A 21,808-nucleotide genomic window follows, 5' to 3' on the forward strand; every position below is an offset into this window, starting at 1 on the left:
TAGTTTTCTCTTGATAAACAAGTCTGTTATTGATGATGTTTTGAAAGACAATTTAAAAGTCAGTTGTAAAGCTAAAAAGAAAGTTTGTGGAGGGGTTCCCGAGTGGCCAAAGGGATCAGACTGTAAATCTGACGGCTCAGCCTTCGAAGGTTCGAATCCTTCTCCCTCCACCATTTCTTTCACTCTCGCATATCCTTCTTGTTCCACTTCCGTCTAGTCTGTTCCAACTTAATCTGACTGTTCCAGCTTAATCTAATTAAATTCTTGGCATTTCTATATTAAGTAAACCTCTTGGTGAGCGACATTTGTTTTTGATTTCAATTACGTCGTGCTCTACTTTAAGCGAATGACTTCAAGCTCATCCAATAAAACCGCTTTGCCCGTCCCTGTGATATGCTCTGAAAATGATCCCTTTCGATGTGACTACTATGATTTCTAACACGATTCAACCACCAGTGGATTCTCACAGCGCTCACAGACTCTGCCCAACATGGGAAGCCCACGCGATAGGCAAGATTGAAGCGGATTTTCAGCGCAGCGCCGATACCCACTTGATTAAGCTTGAATTACCTATGCTCGATGGCATAGATATTTATCTTAAAGATGAAAGTACCCACCCGACAGGGAGTTTGAAGCATCACCTCGCCCGCTCACTCTTCCTCTATGCCCTGTGTAACGGCTGGATTAAGCAAGGCACGCCAATTATCGAATCCTCATCGGGCAGTACGGCGATTTCTGAAGCCTACTTTGCCCGCTTACTCGGTTTATCTTTTATTGCCGTAATGCCCAAAAGCACAGCTAAAAAGAAGATTGAGCAGATCACTTTCTATGGCGGTCAATGTCATTTTGTCGATCATTCCAGTGAGATTTACGCAGAATCGGCGCGCCTTGCCGCAGAGCTTGGCGGCCATTATATGGATCAATTCACCTACGCCGAGCGTGCAACCGACTGGCGCGGTAATAACAATATCGCTAACTCGATTTTCAATCAGATGGAGCGCGAGCCACACACTATCCCGCGCTGGATAGTGATGAGCCCTGGCACTGGTGGCACATCGGCGACCATAGGCCGTTACATTCGCTATCAAAGGTTGGCGACACAACTTTGCGTGGTCGACCCGCAAAACTCCGTTTTTTTTGATTTCTATCAGAGCGGCGATGCCAGCTTAACCTGTTGCAATGGCAGTAAGATTGAAGGCATAGGTCGACCGAGAGTCGAGCCATCGTTTATTCCTGGAGTTGTCGATACTATGCTGCAAATTCCCGACGCCGCATCAGTGTCGACAATTCATTGGTTAGAACAATTAATTGGCCGTAAAACCGGCGCATCCACAGGAACCAACCTGTACGGTGCATTACAACTGGCTGTACAAATGCAAGCGCGTGGAGAGCAAGGCTCAATAGTGACCCTCATTTGTGACTCGGGTGAGCGTTACCTTGATACTTATTACGATACAGATTGGATTACAGCTAACATCGGCGATATTGCGCCCTATCAGCGCCAACTTGCAGCATTTAATCATTTCGGCCAGTTAAGTGAGCTTGATTAAGCGACTGTATTAAGTCGTTAGGTTTAGAATCCACAAAACATCCACCATAAAAAACGCCCCACAACTGTGAGGCGTTTTTTATGCTTTGCAGATTAGCATTAATCAATATTCAAATACTTATGGGTCTGGATCGATAAACGCCAATTACGGGCGATACACACTTTCATCGCCAGTTCTGTCGCTCTAGGCTTTTGACTAATCGGCTGCAGGCAAATCGTTTTCGCTGAAATATCGATGTCATGCAGTAACTCATCAAGTTCATCGATGTGATTTTCAGTAGCGATAGGATGCTTAATCTCATTGGCGCGGTTCAGCGCCTGTGCTAATACCTGATAGCCCCCTTTCATGTTCACCTTGGGTGATACTGTCACCCAAGTGTCATCGGCACAGTTGATTTCAAAGGTGCCACTGGTTTCGATTTGAGTCGCAAAGCCTTGACTGTGCAAGGTCTCGGTTAATTCGCGTAAATCGTACATACAAGGCTCACCGCCGGTGATCACGATATGCCGCGCAGTAAAGCCTTTAGCGTGAAAAGCAACAATAAGACTTTGCGCCGTATGATCTGCCCAGCGACCAATAGTGCCGTCTACGCTAATGACTTGCTCTGGCGTCACTTTATTCACTTCAAGCACATCCCATGTCTGTTTCGTATCGCACCAAGCACATCCCACGGGACAACCTTGTAGGCGGACAAATATGGCGGGTACTCCGGTAAAGACACCTTCACCTTGAATGGTTTCAAATACTTCGTTGACAGGGTAGTTCATACTGACGTTCCACTTTTCTGGGGCGGCATTTATAGTGGATTTTAGCTTGAGCTGCAAGTTTTTGCGCCGAGAAAGCCTATTTCGACCCTATAGTCAGAGTTTGCAAGCCATAAGGCCTGAGTTACACTAACGACCTATTTATACCTGTTCTACGGTGAAGTGAAATCCTTTATGTCAACGAGCTTAGTGTCAAAAACAGTGGTGTCCAAAGCAGTGGTGGTATTCAGTGGCGGTCAAGACTCAACAACCTGTCTTATTCAAGCCCTAACCCAGTACGATGAAGTACATGGGATCACTTTTGACTACGGTCAACGTCACCGCGAAGAAATTGAAGTTGCCAAATCCTTAGCAAAACGCTTGAAGATCACCAGCCATAAAGTCATGGATGTCACCTTACTCAATGAGTTAGCTATTTCAGCCCTCACCCGTGATGCGATACCCGTTTCACACGAGTTGATGGAAAATGGCTTACCCAATACCTTCGTACCCGGCCGTAATATTTTATTTTTAACGCTTGCAGGTATTTATGCCTATCAATTAGGGGCGCAGGCGATTATCACAGGCGTGTGTGAAACTGATTTTTCAGGCTACCCTGATTGTCGTAACGATTTTGTCAAAGCGATGGAATCCGCCTTAGTTCAAGGCATGGATAAGCAACTAAAAATCATCACGCCTTTAATGTGGCTCAATAAGGCACAAACCTGGGCACTGGCGGATAAATATCGGCAACTTGATCTGGTTCGCCACCATACTCTCACCTGTTATAACGGCGTGATTGGCGATGGCTGTGGTGATTGCCCTGCCTGTCATCTTCGCAAACGTGGATTAGATGACTATCTACAGAATAAAGCAGCGGTCATGGCTGAGCTTGACGCCAGCGAGCCTAAAGCATGACACGCAGTCCCTATTGGGTCGCGCTGATGGTGAGTCTGATCTGTGCGGGTTTGTATGCAGCAGGCTTAGCAAGCCCCGATGTCGATAACTTACTCGCCTATCGCCGCAGTGCAATTAGTGAGGGTGAATGGTGGCGATTAATCAGTGGAAATTTACTGCACACGAATCAATGGCATCTATTGATGAACCTTGCAGGGCTGTGGGTGGTGCTATTTTTGCACCATTTTCATTATCATCTCAAAGGCTTAAGTGCACTATTTTTCGTGTTATGTTTACTTGAAGGTATAGGCTTGTATTTAGGCTATCCGCAATTGCTCGGTTATGTCGGCTTAAGCGGTATGTTGCATGGTTTGTTCGCCTACGGCGCAGTGCAGGATATTGTCCGTAAGCTGCGCTCAGGCTATCTGCTGCTCGTTGGCGTTATCATCAAGGTCGGTTACGAACAGCTTTATGGTGCCAGCAGTGATGTCACCGCCATGATAGGTGCGCGCGTGGCAACCGAGGCGCATTTGGTCGGCTTAATCTGCGGGCTGATTTGCGCTTTAGCGGTGTTTATCAAGCTAAAAATGAGCCAATCAAAAGTCCCTGCTTAATCCAAGTCAAGATATTAAAAAGCCGTCGCAGCATAATTGCTGGACGGCTTTTTTAATGCTGAGCGCAAGAATAAATCTAGGCTTTGATCAACAGGTCCCGCAGGTGCTTGACTTCATCACGCATTGCCGCCGCTTGTTCAAACTCTAAGTTGCGCGCATGTTCATGCATCTTCTTCTCAAGCTGATCGATTTGATGGCTCAACTCTGCCGCATCGGCTTTATGGTAATGGGACTTAGGCTCAGCCACTTTGCCATACACAGCTTTACTGTCGCGGCCATCATCCACATCCATCACATCGGTGATCCGTTTAACGACGCCCTTAGGCGTGATACCGTGTTTTAAGTTGTGCGCCCGCTGACGTTCACGACGTCGGTCAGTTTCACCTATCGCTTTCTCCATCGAATTGGTGATGCGATCGGCATAGAGGATCACTTTACCATTGACGTTACGCGCCGCGCGGCCAATCGTTTGGATGAGCGAGCGTTCAGAGCGCAAGAAGCCCTCTTTATCGGCATCTAAAATACACACCAATGACACTTCAGGCATATCTAAGCCTTCGCGCAATAAGTTGATCCCAACCAGCACATCAAACTTACCTAAACGCAGATCGCGGATGATCTCGACCCGTTCGACTGTGTCTATGTCCGAATGCAGATAACGCACTTTTACGCCATGTTCGTCGAGGTATTCAGTCAAATCCTCCGACATACGCTTAGTCAACGTCGTCACTAACACCCGCTCATTGACGGCCACTCGCTTGGCGATTTCAGACAATAAATCGTCCACTTGGGTCCCAACAGGGCGCACTTCTAATTCAGGATCGAGCAATCCCGTTGGCCGCACAACCTGCTCAGCAATCTCGCCTTCGCTCTTTTCCAGCTCGTAGGCACTCGGTGTTGCCGACACATAGATAGTTTGCGGCATCAATTGCTCAAACTCTTCAAACTTGAGCGGCCGGTTATCCAAGGCGGACGGTAAGCGGAAACCGTATTCCACAAGTGTGGTTTTACGGGAACGGTCACCTTTGTACATAGCGCCGATTTGCGGCACAGTCACATGGGATTCATCGATAATTAATAAGCCGTCGGCAGGCAAATAGTCGAGCAAGGTTGGTGGCCCTTCCCCCGGTGCGCGGCCAGACAAATAGCGCGAGTAGTTTTCGATGCCAGAGCAGTAACCCAACTCCACCATCATTTCCACATCGTATTGCACCCGCTCATGGATACGCTGGGCTTCAATTAACTTGTTGTTATCGAGTAGATATTGTTTACGCTCACGCAGTTCTTCTTTAATAAACTCAGTGGCAGCGATAATTTTTTCCCGCGGCGTGACATAGTGTGTTTTAGGGTAAACCGTCGTACGGGCGATACGTTTAATAATATGGCCCGTTAACGGGTCAAACTCACTTAAGCGTTCAATCTCATCGTCGAACAACTCGACTCGAATGGCATTACGCTCAGAATCGGCAGGGAAAATATCAATCACTTCACCGCGCACACGATAAGTACCACGTTGTAGTTCAATATCATTGCGCTTGTACTGCAATTCACTGAGACGAATTAAGATGTCACGCTGCCCCATCACATCGCCTTGGCGTAGATGCAGCAACATTTTTAAATAGGAATCGGGATCGCCCAAGCCATAAATGGCCGACACCGAAGCAATCAGCACCACATCTTTACGCTCTAACAGCGCCTTAGTGGCGGATAAACGCATCTGCTCAATGTGAGCATTAACCGAAGCGTCCTTTTCGATAAAGGTATTTGACGCAGGTACATAGGCTTCGGGCTGGTAGTAATCGTAGTAAGAAACGAAATACTCGACCGCATTATGGGGAAAGAACTCTTTCATCTCGCCATAAAGCTGCGCCGCCAAGGTTTTATTAGGCGCCATGATAATCGTGGGCCGACCTAACTTTTGGATCACATTGGCAATCGTGAAGGTTTTACCTGAGCCCGTCACCCCGAGTAAGGTTTGGCAGGCCAGACCCGCTTCGAGTCCATCGACTAATTTGGCAATCGCTGTAGGTTGGTCGCCTGCGGGGGCGAATTGCGATTCAAGCTGAAAAACAGATTCTGACACGCGCACATATCCTTTTAGTGAGTCGCCCCATTCTAATCAAGTCACCGACTAAGCTCCACAGTTATCCTTCCTGTCGTCATATCAATACGATCTAAAACCGCAAGATGACAATTTAAAGGAAGAAACATGAAACTTTTAAACTAAGGCGTTTTCAGCGTTTTTTGCTCACAAAACACCCGCAAACTAAGCAAAAATGCCAATTTAATACACAAGAAATCAATTTCGTTCGATTACAAAATTGCAACCTTGTTTTCACCCTCAACAAAAACCACTTGCTTTTAGTATGCATTTGATAATACTTAAATTTATTTTTGAACCCCAAAATAGTGCATTTTAAGTCCGCCGCCCATACCCCAAGGCTTTGGCGGCCATTTTTCAGGACAACTCACAGGGTTATCCACAGATTTTGTTGATAAGTCGAAATAACCTAGAAACCACGCGGGATTGGAGGCTGTCATGTGTCTTAACAACCGTCTCTCGGCATTTAGTAATTTAATTACATTTGATAAATGTTGCTACTTGTATCAATTTCACTAACTGTAATTAACAAGCGCTGTGGTAGCGCATCTGGTGCCACAACCAATAGTGAAGTGCATCACTTAATTTGAAAAACAGCTCACGCTAATTCGATAAAGCCTCAATTAACACCTCCATCAACAACAGCAAACTTGTTAAAACAGAAAAACGGGCTTTAACAGCGAAAAGATAACCCACGTTTTCTATCGGTATAAAGAACTGAGTAAATTCACATTACCCCACCTGAGATCCTTTTTTGAGCGGTTTGAGTCTTAAGTACTCGACCAAGTACCGAAAACGGTGTCGATTATTTAGCGAATGATTTCAATTTCATAGAATCACCGCTTAAAAACGATGGACTCAATTATGGCTATATTGCGAATTGTTAAGTGGTTTTTCACGAAAAATGTCGAATTCTGCACCACGATGCACATTAGATGAGCACTTAACAGCATAATTACACTTTTTTTAGTAACTCGAGTTGACTCATCCAACAGAGCGTTTTACTATGCGCTCCGTTCTCAACGAGTCGCTACGATTGTGTGAAACGATTCCCCTGTAGTTCAGTCGGTAGAACGGCGGACTGTTAATCCGTATGTCACTGGTTCAAGTCCAGTCAGGGGAGCCACTTTAAGCACATGATAAAAATGAGTTAGAACAAGCAGTAAGATAAGTTGTAAACAATTCCCCTGTAGTTCAGTCGGTAGAACGGCGGACTGTTAATCCGTATGTCACTGGTTCAAGTCCAGTCAGGGGAGCCAATTACGTTATCAAGCTGAAGCATTAAAATGATTCCCCTGTAGTTCAGTCGGTAGAACGGCGGACTGTTAATCCGTATGTCACTGGTTCAAGTCCAGTCAGGGGAGCCAATTTAAGCAAGCTAAAAAGTCGATAGTAATATCGCACCTCGATTCCCCTGTAGTTCAGTCGGTAGAACGGCGGACTGTTAATCCGTATGTCACTGGTTCAAGTCCAGTCAGGGGAGCCATTTAAAAAGTGTTATTTCTGTAAAGTCGATAGCAATATCGCACCCTCTACTCCCCTGTAGTTCAGTCGGTAGAACGGCGGACTGTTAATCCGTATGTCACTGGTTCAAGTCCAGTCAGGGGAGCCAATTTATTCTTCGTTTTGTTCCCGTGCCTTTGCCTCTTCCGGCTTCTAGTTACCTTTTCTTTTCCGTTTTGTTTTTAAGCAAATGCAGTTACACTGTTATCAGCTTATTAATAAAAATTTATGAGTGTCATCACACAGATAGCTGCAGTTAAATATTCTTGACTTAAACTTATCCTGTTTGAGCTCACCCAAAAAAATAGAGCGGATTTTTATGGCCATGTCAAAATCATATCCAATTTTTTTACTGCTTATTTTCTTAGGTCTTTTTGCTTGGGTATATCAAAGCGAAAATAGCCAATTACAAGTCCAACAACAGCAAGAACTGGATAGCTTTAAAACCAGTTTAACCCGCTACCAACAATGGCAAGGTGATGGCGCCGAACTCTTCAAAAAGCTTTCTGAAAATTACCCATTCCAATTTTTCCAATATATTGATGATACCGATGGCCAACGGAGTCATACCGAAGGTCGTTTAGACAGCCAACATCCTCATCCTTTAGCCCGTTTATTTTCTATCGAGCTCAGTCATACACAAAAATTGGCAACCGGTCGTTTACAAGTCAAACTCAGTGCAAACCAAGCGATTGAAACTTCGATTAGTCATACTCAAAAGCTCGGTGTCATGTTACTGGTGGCTTACCTTATCTTGCTCTTAGTGTTTATTCTGTTAATGTCAAAACATAGGGCGGCGATACGTTATGCTGCTGATTATATTTCAAAAATACCTGAGTTAGGTTTTTCTGCTGTCGCATCATCAAAACTCACAGGTGAGCTCAACCCCATTGGAATATCCCTTGAAGAGTGTCGTCTTCAACTTAAAGCCCAAATCGATAAACTCAATCAAGAGAATGAAAAGCTGCATAAAGCGGCCTATCAAGACACAGTGACAGGTTTTGGTAGTCGCCAGCGCTTTACCCAAAAATTAGAAACCATAAGCAATCCCGATATTCCTCAATTGGGGCTGATGGCAATGGTTAAAGCCACAGAGCTTGCGCAAATCAATCAAAAACAAGGGCGAACTGCAGGGGATGATTATCTTTCAAGGGTGGCCAATTGTATCCGCAAAGCCTGTAGTAAGTATTCAGATGCAGAATGTTTCAGGGTATCGAGTGCTGATTTTGCCATCTTTATTCCTGATGTCATGCTGAAGGATGCGCCAAAATTTTTAGATCAATTAAAAATTTATCTTGATGAATATTTGCAGATGACAAAAGCGGAATCTGTTGCCCATATCGGTTTAGTTCCCTATCACCAAGGTACCGATGCGGTTAATTTGCTGACGATTGCGGATACCGCAGTCAGCATAGCGCAGACCCTTGGACCTAATAGCTATCATATCCAAGAAAAACTCAATGGTGACGAGCAGTTTGGTGATGATCGCTGGAAAATGGCGATCAATGATTTAGTCACTCGCCAAGCATTAAAATTCTACCAACAGCCAATTCAGCCCTGCCGAACTGATGTAGAGGTTTACCGTGAGTTGTTGGCGCGCTTTTACAATAGCGAAGGTAAGTTTTTACCGACCACCACAGTGATCGCTATGGCCGAACGTCACGGTATGAGTTCTGAATTAGATAAACTGGTGGTGATCAGTGCATTAAGAATGCTTAAGGAAAACCCGACCATTTCGGGTAACTTTGGTATCAATATCAGCGCATTTTCTGCGCATCAAGATATGTTTGTCGCTTGGCTAAAGGACATTTTAGGCAAGCAAAAATACATCGCCTCACGCTTAGTATTTGAGATCAATGAGTCCGGTATGCAGTCTAACTTAGGGGCAAGCTATAAGTTCGTTCGCGAAATACATAGCGTTGGATCACGAGTGTCGATAGAGCGTTTTGGCATGAGCTTTACGTCCTTCAAATTCTTCAGTGAAGTGCGTCCAGACTACATAAAGCTTGATGGCAGCTACACATCGAACATTGATGAAGACAGCAATAATAAGTTCTTCGTCCGTATGATGGTGGATGTTGCAAGACGGATAGGCATTCGGGTTATTGCGACCAGCGTCGAACGCCAAGAAGAAAAACTCACCCTCGAAAAACTCTTAGTTGATGGATTGCAAGGCTATTACATAGCACAGCCCCAAGCCATGGCGATTACAGATCAAATTTAATACTTTAACGGGTTAATTCGTCGCCAAAATTTACAGTAAAGATGGTTAACCCTGCATTCTATATGTTGTTTATGCAAACGGAAAAGTCGATAATACGGCCAAGATCCGTTTAGAAAAGTATTGAGATGACTGAATATCTCCTCTTGTTGATCAGTACAGTACTGGTCAACAATTTCGTTTTAGTGAAATTCTTAGGCTTGTGTCCTTTCATGGGGGTCTCCAGTAAACTGGAGTCCGCTATTGGCATGTCTATGGCGACCACTTTTGTACTGACGTTAGCCTCTATTCTCAGTTACCTCGTCAACCAGTATCTATTATTACCCTTTGATCTGAGCTACCTGCGAACCATGAGCTTTATTTTAGTGATTGCGGTTGTAGTGCAATTTACTGAAATGGTAGTGCAAAAAACCAGTGCTGCACTGCATCGCGCTTTAGGCATTTACCTGCCGCTGATCACAACTAACTGTGCGGTGTTGGGTGTTGCCCTATTGAACGTTAACGAGAAGCACGATTTTATCCAATCGGCTATCTATGGCTTTGGTGCTGCGTTAGGCTTCTCATTAGTGTTAATTCTCTTCTCGGCGATGCGCGAACGTTTAGCTGCCGCAGATGTCCCCTTACCTTTCAAAGGCGGCGCCATAGCGATGATCACCGCAGGTCTTATGTCCCTCGCCTTTATGGGATTCACAGGATTGGTTAAGTAAGATGTCCGGAATTTTAATTGCAGTCATATTGTTGACCCTATTGGCATTAGTCTTTGGACTATTACTCGGTTTTGCCGCCGTTAAATTTAAGGTTGAAGGCAATCCGATTGTCGATGAACTCGAAGCGATTCTGCCACAAACCCAATGTGGTCAATGTGGTTACCCTGGCTGTCGCCCTTACGCTGAAGCGATTGCCAACGGCGATAAAGTCAACAAATGCCCTCCCGGCGGCACTGCCACCATGGAAAAACTGGCGACCCTGATGGGCGTCGAGCCAGAGCCGCTGAATGCCGAAGCACAATCTCAAGTGAAAAAGGTCGCCTACATACGTGAAGACGAATGTATTGGCTGCACTAAGTGTATTCAAGCCTGCCCCGTGGATGCGATTATCGGTGCAGGTAAGCTTATGCATACTGTGCTGACAACCGATTGCACGGGTTGCGATCTCTGTGTTGAGCCTTGTCCCGTCGATTGTATTGATATGATCCCAGTCACCCAGAATCTTAAAAATTGGAACTGGCGCTTAAATGCCATCCCAGTGACTCTCATCCAAGACACTCTCATCAAAGAGATTCAGAACCAAGACCCACAGTTAGAAGAGGAAAAGCGGTGTTAACTTTATTAGATCAATTAGATAAAGGAACCCTTTGGCGCTCACCCGGTGGTATACATCCACCCGAAGTCAAATTCCTCTCGAACGCGACGCCGATTAGCCAACTGCCCTTAGCCGCTAAGTATTTAGTGCCCATCCCTCAAGTCGGTGAAAACTGCACACTTGCGGTAAACATCGGCGATAGCGTATTAAAAGGCACACCGTTAACGCAAGGCACCTCCATTTGGCATTTACCTGTGCATGCGCCGACATCAGGCACTATCGTTGCCATTGAGCCAAGGGCCAGTAACCATGCTTCAGCATTGCCAGTTAACACTTGCGTTATCCAAGCCGATGGCAAAGACACTTGGTGTGAGCTGGTGCAAAATGAGCTTGAGGATTTAACCCATCAGCAGATGATCGATAAGATCCGTGCTGCAGGCATTGCAGGCATGGGCGGCGCGGCGTTTCCAACTCATATTAAGCTTAATCCGGTCAGTGAAATTGATTTAGTCATCATCAACGGCGTCGAGTGCGAACCTTATATCAGCGCCGATGACAGATTAATGCGCGAATACAGCCAAGATATCCTCGCCGGTATTGGCATTATTCATCGGCTATTAACGCCAAAACGCATTGTTATCGCCATTGAAGATAATAAGCCAGAAGCGGCAAAAGCCATGCAAGCTGCAGTCGTGCAATGTGGGCTCCCAGCGGACAGCATTCGGGTAACGGTCATTCCGACAAAATATCCTTCTGGTGGTGAAAAGCAGTTAATTCAAATCATTACTGGCCGCGAAGTGCCCTCGGGCGCTATTCCCGCCAAACTCGGTATCGTCGTGCATAACGTCGGCACTGCCTTTGCGATTCATCAAGCGGTTACCCAAGGTAAACCGCTGATTGAGCGTGTTGTGACTGTGACAGGCAAAAATGTCGGTAAACCGGGGAACTACTGGTTACCGATAGGCACACCTGTTGAGCATGTGCTTGCTGCGACTGAGTTCACGCCAGAGCCTGAACAAAAGGTGATTATTGGCGGGCCTATGATGGGCCATGCATTGGCGAATATCCAAGTGCCTATTTTAAAAGGTACTAACTGTATTCTGGTGCCAAGCAGCCAAGAAATAGGAACTACGCCAGAAGAAAAAGCCTGTATCCGCTGCGGCGAATGCGCCAATGCCTGCCCTGCACTCTTATTGCCACAGCAACTCTTTTGGCACGCCAAGGCCGAAGAATATGACAAAGCTGCCAGCTACAATCTAAAGGATTGTATTGAATGCGGTTGTTGTAGTTACGTCTGCCCGAGTGATATTCCCTTAGTCGAGTATTACCGCATTGCCAAATCCGCACTCAAACAAGCCGCCGATGAGAAGCAGCAAGCGGAGCGCGCTAAACAGCGTTTCGATGCCCGTTTAGCGCGTCTTGAAGAAGAAAAGCTTGCCCGTGAAGCTAAGGCCAAAGAAGCCGCAGAGCGCCGACAAGCGACTATGACTGGCACGGATAAAAATGCCGTCGCCGAAGCCATGGCACGGATCGCCGCGAAAAAAGCCGCAGCGGCAAAATCAGCAACTGAAGAGTTGTCGACTGAAGAATCATTGAATCATCAATCAAACGTAACAAGCACTGATACGACAGACGCGCCCAAGGGTAAAGCTGCCGTTGCCGCAGCTATCGCCCGTGCTAAGGCGAAGAAAGCCGCCCAAGTTAATGCCAATGGTGCTGATACAAATGGTGCAGACACAAACAATGTGGTGAATGTTGATGCCAGTGATGAATCCTTCTTAGCAACAGATGCAATCGCGCAAGAAGCGCCGTTATCTCAGAAGGACAAAGTCGCCGCGGCCATTGCTCGCGCCAAAGCTAAAAAGGCGGCTCAGCAAGCCGATACCGCGCCGCTTGAAACGGCTGAAACGGCTGAAACGGCTGACAGTACACCAGAAGCTAGCGCTGCCGATGATAAAAAGGCCAAAGTGGCTGCCGCAGTCGCGCGGGCAAAAGCCAAGAAAGCGGCGCAGCAAGCAGAAACCGCCGCTAGTGATATTGAAGTTAGCAATACTGACGTTAGCGTTAGTGATGTTAGCGTTAGTGACGTTAATGATTCAGAAGCGATTAAGAAAGCCAAAGTAGCCGCCGCGGTTGCCCGTGCTAAAGCGAAAAAAGCCGTGCAGCAAGTTGAGACAAATGCTGACAATGATTTAACTCAGACCGCGACTCCAGCAGTTGATTCCGCAGCTAGCGTTCAAGCAGATGTGAATGATGATACAGAAGCTGCCGCTACTGACGTTAACGACGCTGAAGCGATTAAAAAGGCCAAAGTGGCCGCCGCTGTTGCTCGTGCTAAAGCGAAGAAAATTGCTTCGGCATCAGCAGCTGAGTCTGAAATAGAGTCCGTTGACGACATTCAAACTAAAGCTAACGTGGCATCGCCGTCGATAGCAACACTTGACGCCGTCGCAGCTAAACCCGAAGCCGTTTTACCATCCGCAGAACCCATTGAAACGGCAGCCTTATCAGGCGATGAGCTTAAAAAAGCACGGATTGCTGCGACCATCGCCAAGGCAAAAGCCAAAAAAGCGGCACTCGCTAAACAAACCGAAGCTTCGAGCGATTCAAGTGTTGCTAATGATTAAGAACAGAATGATAAAAAGGGAACACAATGGCGTTTAAAATAGCCTCATCACCCCATGTTACACGTAATTTGCATACCTCAACTGTGATGCAAAGGGTGATTTTATGTTTACTGCCGGGCCTTGTGGTGCAATGCGCCTTTTTTGGCTGGGGCACGCTTGTTCAAGTGTTGCTTGCGATTATAGTTGCCCTAAGCTGTGAGGCCGCGGTGATGAAACTTCGCAATCGTAATATCAAAGCGAGCCTTAACGATAATAGCGCCATGCTGACCGCAATCTTGATTGGTGTCGCCATTCCTCCCCTAGCACCTTGGTGGATGATAGTGATGGGCACCGCCTTTGCGATCGTTATCGTTAAGCACCTTTACGGCGGTTTAGGCCATAACCTGTTTAACCCTGCAATGGCGGCGTATGTATTGCTGTTAATCTCATTCCCAGTGCAAATGACCACTTGGATAGCACCGAGTACCGTTGCGCTGCATTCGCCTAGCCTAGCTGAGAGCTTGCAACTTATCTTCAACATTGGCGCCCACGTTAACTTGGAACAGTTTCGTTTAGGGATAGATGGCATCGCAATGGCGACGCCACTCGATACCCTTAAAACCGATTTATCCCTAGGATTAACCACCACTGAAAGCCTGACTAAAGCCATTTTTGATGGCAGCACAGGCGTAGGTTGGTTCTGGGTGAATTTAGCTTATCTGGCTGGCGGTTTAGTGTTACTTAAACTGAAAGCCATTCGTTGGCACATCAGTACTGGCGTGTTATTAGGGCTCTTTGTGGCATCGAGTATCGGTTTCTTACTGTCACCCGATACCCAAGGCAGTCCCCTATTACATTTATTTTCTGGCGCGACCATGTTAGCGGCATTTTTTATCGCAACCGATCCCGTCACAGCTGCAACCAGCCCCCGTGGTCGCATTATCTTCGGCGCGTTAATTGGTGTGTTGGTGTATATCATCCGCATTAAAGGCGGTTACCCTGACGCCTTTGCCTTTGCTGTGTTATTGGCTAACCTCTGCGCCCCCTTTATTGACTACTATGTGCGGCCACGCACCTATGGTCATTCAGCTAGCTAAGGCCATTGGGCGGACTACCGTCATGCTACAAGATAATGTCATTCTGCTGGCAACGAGAGCTTAAGGAAAAAGAGTTGAAAAATCCGATGATTAAAAATGGTTTTTTATTGGCGCTGTTTGCCTTGATTTGCACGGGTCTCGTCGCCGCGGTCAATCAACAAACCTTTGACAAGATTAAGCAGCAAGAACAACAGGAATTGATGCGAGTATTGCAACAATTAATCCCTGATGAAATACATGATAACGAGCTTACCGCTCAGTGTACCTTGCTATTAAACAAAGAAGCATTAGGCACGGATAGTCCAATGCCGGCCTATATTGCTACCCATGCAGGCAAGCCTGTCGCTATCGCCATGGAAGCCATCGCACCCGATGGCTATAGCGGTAATATCAAATTAATTGTTGGGATTAATATCCAAGGTGAAGCCTTAGGCGTACGTACCTTGTCCCACCAAGAAACCCCTGGGCTGGGTGACAAAATTGAACTACGTAAATCGAATTGGGTCACTCAGTTTGTTGGTAAAGTGTTGGGCTCTGCAGATGATAAGCAATGGTTAATTAAAAAAGATGGCGGCGATTTTGACCAATTTACCGGTGCAACCATTACCCCGCGCGCTTATGTTAAAGCAGTCAAAAACGCGGTATGGTATTTCAGCACTAACCAAGCACAAATTTTCAGCCAGCCGCTAAATTGTGAGGCCAACCATGACTAATTATCGCGAAATTGCGTGGCAAGGACTGTGGAAAAACAACCCAGGCCTAGTGCAACTGTTAGGTTTATGTCCGCTACTTGCGGTTACTGCAACGATCACTAACGCCCTTGGCCTTGGTCTAGCCACTATGCTGGTGCTGATTGGCTCTAACATTTTGGTGTCACTGGTGCGCGACTATGTACCCAAAGAAATTCGTATTCCTGTGTTTGTGATGATCATCGCCGCGCTAGTCACCACAGTGCAACTGCTCATCAATGCCTATGCCTACGGCCTGTATTTATCCCTTGGGATCTTCCTGCCATTAATTGTGACGAACTGCATCATCATCGGCCGCGCCGAAGCCTTTGCCTCGCGTAATAATGCGTTTAGTGCCGCCTTCGATGGTCTAATGATGGGCCTTGGTTTTACTTTAGTGCTTACAGTGCTGGGCGCAACGCGGGAAATCTTAGGTCAAGGCACACTGTTTGATGGTGCGGATCAACTGCTCGGCCCATGGGCTAAATCGTTAACCATGCATCTATGGCAAGTCGATACCCCATTTCTCCTTGCTATGCTGCCACCCGGCGCATTCATCGTGATGGGATTATTGATTGCATTGAAAAATGTGATTGATAAAAAAGTCAAAGAACGCCAACCTCAAGTCGCCGCAGAGCCGAGTGTTACCCGCGCACGGATCACTAAGGTAGGTTAGGCTTTCAAGTAACGACAGGCATTATGGCGCTCGTGTTAACGCGTTTAATGTGTGCCTAGCACATGATTAGCGGCAAAACTCAAAGCATAAGAAAATCAGCGAACGTGGGTTGTAAACTCATCAATCATCATTAATAAGATAGTGATAATGAGCGGTTGAGAGTTGAACCCCACCACAGCGCAGGAATCGTACATGAATCAAGAAAAACGTATCCAGATCCTCACTCGTCTTCGCGATAACAATCCCAAACCTGAAACCGAACTCAATTTTTCAAGTCCCTTCGAACTACTAGTGGCTGTGACGTTATCGGCCCAAGCAACAGATGTGAGTGTCAACAAGGCAACAGACAAGCTCTTTCCTGTGGCAAACACAGCCCACAGCATTTATGCCCTTGGCGTAGAGGGTTTAAAGCAATACATAAAAACCATAGGCTTATATAACAACAAAGCCATCAATGTGATCAAAGCCTGTGAGATCTTAATTGAGAAATACAATGGTGAAGTGCCAGAAAACCGCGAAGCTCTAGAGTCTCTGCCCGGCGTTGGCCGCAAGACGGCTAACGTGGTACTAAACACTGCCTTTGGTTGGCCAACCATCGCCGTCGACACCCATATTTTCCGCCTCGCCAATCGCACTAAATTCGCGCCCGGCAAGAACGTAGTCGAAGTGGAAGAGAAAATGCTAAAAGTCGTGCCGGCGGAATTTAAAGTCGATGTGCACCACTGGTTTATCCTGCATGGCCGCTACACTTGTCTTGCGCGCAAACCCCGCTGTGGTAGTTGTATCATTGAAGACTTGTGTGAATTTAAAGAAAAAATTTATCCTGAAGAGTAAACCCAAGCCAGTTAGCCTTGGCTTTTCTTCTCGAGCAAACTGACTAGCTCTTCATATTTTGGCCCTTGCCCAAATTGCGGCAAGGCCACTGCAAAAACCACGATTCCAAAGGCCATATAAATGGCGAATTCATTGACCCACAAGCCAGATATCGTCAGCCCAGTACCCAGCACGACTAATGCAATCACAGCTAATCGCACTTTCTGCGCCATCTGTACTTTTCGCTTGGCCGACGCAATTAATGCTATTTCAGTTTCGCTAAACAACATCTTCAAATCCTTGTTAAGTTTTACATGCATTAAATCACAGACAAACAAAAAGCCGCAATAGCGGCTTTTTTGCTTAACTTGGAACTGGGTTAACTCAAACTTGTATTAGTCGTTAAAACATTGAAACAAAGAACGCACTGAAAAATATAGCAATTACAAGTGTGGTGCCTAAAGCCATTTTAAGTTCGGTGTTCATCATTCACTCTCCTAGTTGGTATGGCCATATTATCGTCAACCCTGCGGTAAAAACCCATGTTTGTATCTGTGTTTTGTGAGCGACAGCCAATTTATCGGCAATTTTCTTTTCAAAATCCGCAAAATCGTCCGCCGACAGCAAGCGCTTCACTATCCTAGCCAGTCGTATTGGTCAAGTTCGATAAAAACACAATGGATGACATTTGTAGTCATACGCACATACATTTTTGATATACTCCTCGCCGTAATCTATTTATAGAGAGGACCTATGTCGCAACTATTACACACTATGATCCGCGTCGGTAACTTAGAACGCAGTATTGCTTTTTATACTGAAGTGCTCGGCATGAAACTCCTTCGCACCTCTGAAAACCCAGAGTACAAATATTCTTTAGCTTTCGTAGGTTACGGTGAAGAGTCCACTGGCCAAGCCGTTGTTGAACTGACCTATAACTGGGGCACAGACAAATACGATTTAGGCACAGGCTTTGGCCACTTAGCCATTGGCGATGAAGATATTTACGCCCGTTGTGCTGCAATTGCTGCAGCCGGTGGCAAAGTAACACGCGCCCCAGGTCCAGTCGCAGGTGGTACCACTGAAATTGCCTTTGTTGAAGATCCAGACGGTTATAAAATTGAGTTCATCCAAATGAAATCGGCGACTCAAGGTTTAGGTTAAGTCTTGCAACCTGAGCAAGAAGATTAACTGAGCAGAACAGTTCGCTAAATGAGAAATGCCGAATCTTGATTCGGCATTTTTGTTTTTATAATTTATATCTTGCGTAGGCACAAAGAAAGGTAACACAAGCCAACGATTCACCGCTCGCACCTTGCGTTTAAGCCGATTTTATCGACGTTTTATCTTGTCCACTAGTCGTCGTCTTTTTCACGGTTTTACTCATCCCTTTGCCGCTGAGGATGCGCTTAAGCCAAGGCGTGCGCCACAGTAATAACACGCTAAAACCTAAGATATACAGACTCGGCTCGATAATTTCCGATTTTACCGACCAGTAAAAATGGATTGGCGCTAATATCGCGACTAAATACACCCCATTATGCAAGGTCTGCCAACGACGTCCCATCTTACGCATCAAGGCTTTAAACGATGTTATCGCCAAAGCAGTGACGATAAGATAAGCCACAGCGCCGACTAAAATGTACGGCCGTTTTACCACTTCGCTAAACAGTAATTCCCAAGCAAACAACAGATCTAAACTAAAGAATGCCAGAATATGCAAAGTGGCATAGGTGAACACATATAACCCCACCAAGCGACGAGTCTGCATTAATAGCCCTTGCTTAGTCAGCTTGGCAATCGGTGAGATCAGCAAGGTCGCCGCTAAGGCATTTAACGCGCCTATACCTGTGTAGTGAATAATGTGCTGCACGGGATCACCGCCCGCACGGCCTAACACTACGGTGAGCACCAGGTAGACGATGGGCACTAAACCCAGCAAATGAAATAACGCTTTTAACCAAAACAAGTGCTTAGCGGTTAATCTCAACATAAGTCATCCCCGCTTAATGGCGTATTTCCAAACAGCAAACCAAGCATCAATAGTTTTTCCTCAGATCCATACCGTCATAGAGTGAAGCCACAAACTCGCCGTAACCGTTGAACGGCTGGGTATCAATACGGGTTGCAGAGAATAGTCCGCCCTCGCCAATACGACGTTCACTGGCCTGTGACCAACGTGGATGATCCACCGCCGGATTGACGTTGGCATAGAATCCATACTCGTGTGAGGCAAGCTGATTCCAACTGGTGGGCGGTTGTTTATCCATGACGCGAATTCGCACTATCGATTTAATGCTCTTAAAGCCATATTTCCACGGTACCACTAAGCGGATCGGCGCGCCGTTCTGCGGTGGCAGGGTCTTGCCGTACAAACCGACCGACATTAAGGTTAAATCGTTCATGGCTTCGGCTATCGTCAGGCCTTCAACATAGGGATAATGAATGCCACCGCCCATTAATCGACTCTTCTGCCCCGGCATTTGCTCGGGATCAAAAGCGGTTTCGAAGGCGACATACTTGCCCTTGCTAGTTACACCCACTTTTTTCAATAATGCCGCCAGCGGGAACCCCACCCAAGGGATCACCATGGACCAAGCTTCAACGCAGCGCAGACGATAATTACGCTCCTCAAGCGGGAACATTTTAGTCAGATCATTAAAATCTAAAGTCATGGGCCGTTCGACTTCACCTTCGATACGCAGTTGCCAAGGATCGACTTTAAAACCTTGGGCATTATTGAAGGGATCTTGCTTATCCGTACCAAACTCGTAAAAGTTATTGTGCTGCGTCACCTTATCAAGCGGGGTTAACACATCGGCATCACCGTATTGCTTATTGGTTTGAAAGGTCAGTGGCGTAGTGATAAATGAGGACTTAGGTTGATCGCCAAATAAATCGAACAATCCGGCCTGCACGTAACCTGGCACACTGGCGCCGATAGCACCAAGCCCAATGGCTTTCACAATCTGCCGGCGCGAGCGAAACACCGCTTCGGGCGTCACTTGGTTGTCTTGCGTGTGCCACTGCGCTTTTTTAAGAATACCTGGGGTAAAACGGGAATGTTTAGCCAATTGACACCTCTACCATCTAATGATTAACGCCACCGAGTCGCGATAAAAGCTTATCTGGCGCTCGTCTGTATCGCTCACTTCTATGCTCACTTTAATATAGACAGGTAAAAGCCAGAAAAACTTTCCACCCGTGAATAAATTCACCTTAAACGTATAAGACTTGCTCATTCAAGCATTAAGCGCAGATATAGTTGATTAAAGGGCTTGAAGCCTATTGGGCGGCATGCGAACCTAAGCGCCAAAGCTAAAGGAGTGCTATTGATCATGCCATTTTCTCAATCTTTTTCCGTCGCCGAAATCATCGGCCTTCTCGCCATTGCCTTCTTAGGCCTGTTGATCGGTGCTCTGCTTAACCAAAGACTCACCCGCCAACGTTGGCAACAACACAAGGACCAACTTGAGCAAGAGATGCGTCAAGTGAATGAAGATGCTGAATTATCCTTAGCACAACAACAGATTTTGGTTGATGACAAAGAGGCGCAACTGCGCCAATACCAGCAGCGCCTTGAGCTCAAAATTGAACAATTAGGTAAAGCCGAGGCCCTAGCCGAACGCGTTCCCACCTTAGAGCAGCAATTAAATGACAGCCAGCGCCGTCAGTTAGAAATTCAATTGGCTCTGTCAAAATCCAATGCCATGCAGCAAACCATTCAAGCCAAGGCCGATGCCCAGCAAGAATCACTACAGGATAAAATTGCCAGCTTAGAATCGGCAGAAGTGCGATTACAGACCCAATTTGAAAACCTCGCTAATCGCATTTTTGAAGAACGGAGCGAAAACTTTAAGCATCAAAATGCCAGTCAACTCGAAGGCGTGCTTGGGCCATTGAAACAACAGCTTGAAGGATTCAGACAGCAAATTCGTGAATCCTACACCCACGAACAGTCCGAGCGCAGCGCCCTTAAACATCAACTTGAGCACCTCAGAGATCTCAATCTGAAGATGAGCCAAGATGCAATCAACCTAACCAAAGCGCTCAAGGGTGATAACAAGCAGCAAGGTAACTGGGGTGAAGTGATCCTCGATCGCGTGCTGCAGGAAAGCGGTCTACGTGAAGGCCATGAATACCATACCCAGCAAGATCTCAAGGACGACAACGGTAAGCGCTTTAAGCCGGATGTGATTGTGCATCTGCCAGAAAATAAAGACGTGGTCATCGATGCTAAGATGTCCTTGGTCAGTTATGAGCGTTACTTTAACAGTGAAGATCCTGCCCTGCGCCAACAGGCGATTAATGAGCATGTAATCTCGATTCGCAGCCACATTAAGGGATTGAGTCAAAAGGATTATCAACATCTGCACGGGCTCAAGAGCCTCGATTATGTGTTGATGTTTATTCCTATTGAACCGGCATTTTTACTGGCGTTAGAGCATGATCCTAGCCTAGTGAATTTCGCTCTTGAGCAGAATATCATGTTGGTGAGCCCGACGAATTTACTGGTGGCCCTGCGCACCATTAACAATATTTGGCGCTACGAATATCAAAATCAACACGCGCAAACTATTGCTAAGCAAGCGGGTCGAATTTACGACAAGTTATGTGGTTATATTGAAGACATGGAAAAACTCGGTCGTGCCTTAGATAACGCCGAAAAAACCTATCACAGCGCCATGAACAAGCTGTCATCGGGCAAGGGCAACCTAGTGCGTCAAGCACACTTAATGCAGCAACTCGGGGTCGATACCAGTAAACAGCTGGATAAAATGCTGCTAGAAAAAGCACTCAATGAAGCCCAAGACGACAACGACACACAGGATGATGACGCTGAGCTAACGCTGCCGCCAACGCGCGATCCTAAGGACACAGAACTCGAACCTGTCGAGTGCAATGATAGATAACAAGAATTGAACACCCATTAATTACCTCAAATCGATACGGACAT

General features: G+C 46.3%; 19 protein-coding genes and 6 tRNA genes. 19 read left to right on the forward strand and 6 right to left on the reverse strand.

The window, feature by feature from the left end; genetic code table 11:
* Positions 1 to 88: 88 nt before the first annotated feature.
* Together L5M37_RS15310 and L5M37_RS15315 are read left to right on the forward strand one after the other, a co-directional pair.
* Positions 89 to 173 (forward strand) — tRNA-Tyr (locus tag L5M37_RS15310).
* A gap of 231 nt (positions 174 to 404) precedes the next feature.
* Positions 405 to 1,550, forward strand: a complete 1,146-nt coding sequence (locus L5M37_RS15315) for a PLP-dependent cysteine synthase family protein (RefSeq protein ID WP_263201038.1) — start codon at positions 405 to 407, stop codon at positions 1,548 to 1,550.
* Between the two features lie 98 nt (positions 1,551 to 1,648).
* Here L5M37_RS15315 and queE read toward each other — a convergent pair whose 3' ends face one another.
* The gene (queE, locus tag L5M37_RS15320; protein WP_263201040.1) at positions 1,649 to 2,317 is read right to left on the reverse strand and encodes a 7-carboxy-7-deazaguanine synthase QueE; all 669 of its coding nucleotides are present in this window, start codon (positions 2,315 to 2,317) and stop codon (positions 1,649 to 1,651) included.
* Between the two features lie 171 nt (positions 2,318 to 2,488).
* Here queE and queC point away from each other — a divergent pair, with 171 nt between their 5' ends.
* Both queC and rrtA read left to right on the forward strand, forming a co-directional pair.
* Positions 2,489 to 3,211 carry a 7-cyano-7-deazaguanine synthase QueC gene (gene queC / locus L5M37_RS15325; protein WP_263141931.1) on the forward strand — a complete coding sequence of 241 codons (723 nt, stop codon included), beginning with the start codon at positions 2,489 to 2,491 and terminating at the stop codon, positions 3,209 to 3,211.
* The gene (gene rrtA / locus L5M37_RS15330; RefSeq protein ID WP_263185585.1) at positions 3,208 to 3,804 is read left to right on the forward strand and encodes a rhombosortase; all 597 of its coding nucleotides are present in this window, start codon (positions 3,208 to 3,210) and stop codon (positions 3,802 to 3,804) included. The genes queC and rrtA overlap by 4 nt, the downstream gene beginning before the upstream one ends.
* Positions 3,805 to 3,880: 76 nt before the next feature.
* Here rrtA and uvrB read toward each other — a convergent pair whose 3' ends face one another.
* Positions 3,881 to 5,887, reverse strand: coding sequence for an excinuclease ABC subunit UvrB (gene uvrB, locus L5M37_RS15335; RefSeq protein ID WP_028760013.1), 2,007 nt, complete (start codon positions 5,885 to 5,887; stop codon positions 3,881 to 3,883).
* Between the two features lie 305 nt (positions 5,888 to 6,192).
* Positions 6,193 to 6,345 (reverse strand): hypothetical protein, encoded by a 153-nt coding sequence (locus L5M37_RS15340; protein ID WP_158497640.1) that lies wholly within the window; start codon positions 6,343 to 6,345, stop codon positions 6,193 to 6,195.
* A gap of 610 nt (positions 6,346 to 6,955) precedes the next feature.
* Here L5M37_RS15340 and L5M37_RS15345 point away from each other — a divergent pair.
* The 13 genes from L5M37_RS15345 (at position 6,956) to nth (ending at position 16,872) form a co-directional block, all read left to right on the forward strand.
* Positions 6,956 to 7,031 (forward strand) — tRNA-Asn (locus L5M37_RS15345).
* Positions 7,032 to 7,088: 57 nt separating this feature from the next.
* A tRNA-Asn gene (locus tag L5M37_RS15350) sits at positions 7,089 to 7,164 on the forward strand.
* Positions 7,165 to 7,196: 32 nt separating this feature from the next.
* A tRNA-Asn gene (locus L5M37_RS15355) sits at positions 7,197 to 7,272 on the forward strand.
* Between the two features lie 43 nt (positions 7,273 to 7,315).
* Positions 7,316 to 7,391: transfer RNA gene (locus tag L5M37_RS15360), tRNA-Asn, on the forward strand.
* 50 nt (positions 7,392 to 7,441) lie between these two features.
* Positions 7,442 to 7,517 (forward strand) — tRNA-Asn (locus L5M37_RS15365).
* A gap of 210 nt (positions 7,518 to 7,727) precedes the next feature.
* Positions 7,728 to 9,632 carry a GGDEF domain-containing protein gene (locus L5M37_RS15370; RefSeq protein WP_263201042.1) on the forward strand — a complete coding sequence of 635 codons (1,905 nt, stop codon included), beginning with the start codon at positions 7,728 to 7,730 and terminating at the stop codon, positions 9,630 to 9,632.
* 125 nt (positions 9,633 to 9,757) lie between these two features.
* Positions 9,758 to 10,336: an electron transport complex subunit RsxA gene (gene rsxA / locus L5M37_RS15375; RefSeq protein ID WP_006081543.1), complete on the forward strand. Its 579-nt coding sequence runs from the start codon at positions 9,758 to 9,760 to the stop codon at positions 10,334 to 10,336.
* A gap of 1 nt (position 10,337) precedes the next feature.
* The gene (gene rsxB / locus L5M37_RS15380; RefSeq protein WP_028760015.1) at positions 10,338 to 10,952 is read left to right on the forward strand and encodes an electron transport complex subunit RsxB; all 615 of its coding nucleotides are present in this window, start codon (positions 10,338 to 10,340) and stop codon (positions 10,950 to 10,952) included.
* Positions 10,946 to 13,558: an electron transport complex subunit RsxC gene (rsxC, locus tag L5M37_RS15385; RefSeq protein WP_263201043.1), complete on the forward strand. Its 2,613-nt coding sequence runs from the start codon at positions 10,946 to 10,948 to the stop codon at positions 13,556 to 13,558. Before rsxB ends, rsxC begins: the two co-directional genes overlap by 7 nt.
* A 26-nt stretch (positions 13,559 to 13,584) precedes the next feature.
* Entirely contained in the window at positions 13,585 to 14,634 is a 1,050-nt protein-coding gene (gene rsxD / locus L5M37_RS15390) for an electron transport complex subunit RsxD (RefSeq protein ID WP_263201044.1), read from the forward strand.
* A gap of 74 nt (positions 14,635 to 14,708) precedes the next feature.
* Entirely contained in the window at positions 14,709 to 15,347 is a 639-nt protein-coding gene (rsxG, locus tag L5M37_RS15395) for an electron transport complex subunit RsxG (RefSeq protein ID WP_263201045.1), read from the forward strand.
* On the forward strand, positions 15,340 to 16,038 hold the full coding sequence (locus tag L5M37_RS15400) for an electron transport complex subunit E (protein WP_028760019.1): 699 nt from the start codon (positions 15,340 to 15,342) through the stop codon (positions 16,036 to 16,038). Before rsxG ends, L5M37_RS15400 begins: the two co-directional genes overlap by 8 nt.
* A 192-nt stretch (positions 16,039 to 16,230) precedes the next feature.
* Positions 16,231 to 16,872 (forward strand): endonuclease III, encoded by a 642-nt coding sequence (gene nth / locus L5M37_RS15405; RefSeq protein WP_168825144.1) that lies wholly within the window; start codon positions 16,231 to 16,233, stop codon positions 16,870 to 16,872.
* Positions 16,873 to 16,883: 11 nt separating this feature from the next.
* Here nth and L5M37_RS15410 read toward each other — a convergent pair whose 3' ends face one another.
* Positions 16,884 to 17,141 (reverse strand): hypothetical protein, encoded by a 258-nt coding sequence (locus L5M37_RS15410; RefSeq protein ID WP_226058513.1) that lies wholly within the window; start codon positions 17,139 to 17,141, stop codon positions 16,884 to 16,886.
* Positions 17,142 to 17,604: 463 nt separating this feature from the next.
* On the opposite strand from L5M37_RS15410, the gene gloA reads away from it, so the two are divergent.
* Positions 17,605 to 18,015, forward strand: coding sequence for a lactoylglutathione lyase (gene gloA, locus L5M37_RS15415; protein WP_006087315.1), 411 nt, complete (start codon positions 17,605 to 17,607; stop codon positions 18,013 to 18,015).
* A 157-nt stretch (positions 18,016 to 18,172) separates the two neighbouring features.
* Here gloA and msrQ read toward each other — a convergent pair whose 3' ends face one another.
* Both msrQ and msrP read right to left on the reverse strand, forming a co-directional pair.
* Positions 18,173 to 18,844, reverse strand: coding sequence for a protein-methionine-sulfoxide reductase heme-binding subunit MsrQ (msrQ, locus tag L5M37_RS15420; protein ID WP_263201046.1), 672 nt, complete (start codon positions 18,842 to 18,844; stop codon positions 18,173 to 18,175).
* 46 nt (positions 18,845 to 18,890) lie between these two features.
* Complete coding sequence (gene msrP / locus L5M37_RS15425) at positions 18,891 to 19,925, reverse strand: protein-methionine-sulfoxide reductase catalytic subunit MsrP (RefSeq protein ID WP_263201048.1); 1,035 nt, start codon at positions 19,923 to 19,925, stop codon at positions 18,891 to 18,893.
* 264 nt (positions 19,926 to 20,189) lie between these two features.
* On the opposite strand from msrP, the gene rmuC reads away from it, so the two are divergent.
* Positions 20,190 to 21,764 (forward strand): DNA recombination protein RmuC, encoded by a 1,575-nt coding sequence (rmuC, locus tag L5M37_RS15430; protein ID WP_263201051.1) that lies wholly within the window; start codon positions 20,190 to 20,192, stop codon positions 21,762 to 21,764.
* Positions 21,765 to 21,808: the final 44 nt, after the last annotated feature.

The organism is Shewanella sp. SM69 (assembly GCF_025653985.1).
GTDB lineage: Bacteria > Pseudomonadota > Gammaproteobacteria > Enterobacterales > Shewanellaceae > Shewanella > Shewanella oncorhynchi.

What these genes read in the sequence shown, in the direction of transcription:
- rrtA (WP_263185585.1), top strand. Translation starts at nt 3,208, where the DNA reads ATGACACGCAGTCCCTATTGGGTCGCGCTGATGGTGAGTCTGATCTGT.
- queE (WP_263201040.1), bottom strand. Translation starts at nt 2,317, where the DNA reads ATGAACTACCCTGTCAACGAAGTATTTGAAACCATTCAAGGTGAAGGT.
- rsxA (WP_006081543.1), top strand. Translation starts at nt 9,758, where the DNA reads ATGACTGAATATCTCCTCTTGTTGATCAGTACAGTACTGGTCAACAAT.
- gloA (WP_006087315.1), top strand. Translation starts at nt 17,605, where the DNA reads ATGTCGCAACTATTACACACTATGATCCGCGTCGGTAACTTAGAACGC.
- L5M37_RS15410 (WP_226058513.1), bottom strand. Translation starts at nt 17,141, where the DNA reads ATGTTGTTTAGCGAAACTGAAATAGCATTAATTGCGTCGGCCAAGCGA.
- nth (WP_168825144.1), top strand. Translation starts at nt 16,231, where the DNA reads ATGAATCAAGAAAAACGTATCCAGATCCTCACTCGTCTTCGCGATAAC.
- rsxB (WP_028760015.1), top strand. Translation starts at nt 10,338, where the DNA reads ATGTCCGGAATTTTAATTGCAGTCATATTGTTGACCCTATTGGCATTA.
- L5M37_RS15400 (WP_028760019.1), top strand. Translation starts at nt 15,340, where the DNA reads ATGACTAATTATCGCGAAATTGCGTGGCAAGGACTGTGGAAAAACAAC.
- rsxD (WP_263201044.1), top strand. Translation starts at nt 13,585, where the DNA reads ATGGCGTTTAAAATAGCCTCATCACCCCATGTTACACGTAATTTGCAT.
- rmuC (WP_263201051.1), top strand. Translation starts at nt 20,190, where the DNA reads ATGCCATTTTCTCAATCTTTTTCCGTCGCCGAAATCATCGGCCTTCTC.
- queC (WP_263141931.1), top strand. Translation starts at nt 2,489, where the DNA reads ATGTCAACGAGCTTAGTGTCAAAAACAGTGGTGTCCAAAGCAGTGGTG.
- L5M37_RS15340 (WP_158497640.1), bottom strand. Translation starts at nt 6,345, where the DNA reads ATGACAGCCTCCAATCCCGCGTGGTTTCTAGGTTATTTCGACTTATCA.
- msrQ (WP_263201046.1), bottom strand. Translation starts at nt 18,844, where the DNA reads ATGTTGAGATTAACCGCTAAGCACTTGTTTTGGTTAAAAGCGTTATTT.
- L5M37_RS15315 (WP_263201038.1), top strand. Translation starts at nt 405, where the DNA reads ATGATCCCTTTCGATGTGACTACTATGATTTCTAACACGATTCAACCA.
- L5M37_RS15370 (WP_263201042.1), top strand. Translation starts at nt 7,728, where the DNA reads ATGGCCATGTCAAAATCATATCCAATTTTTTTACTGCTTATTTTCTTA.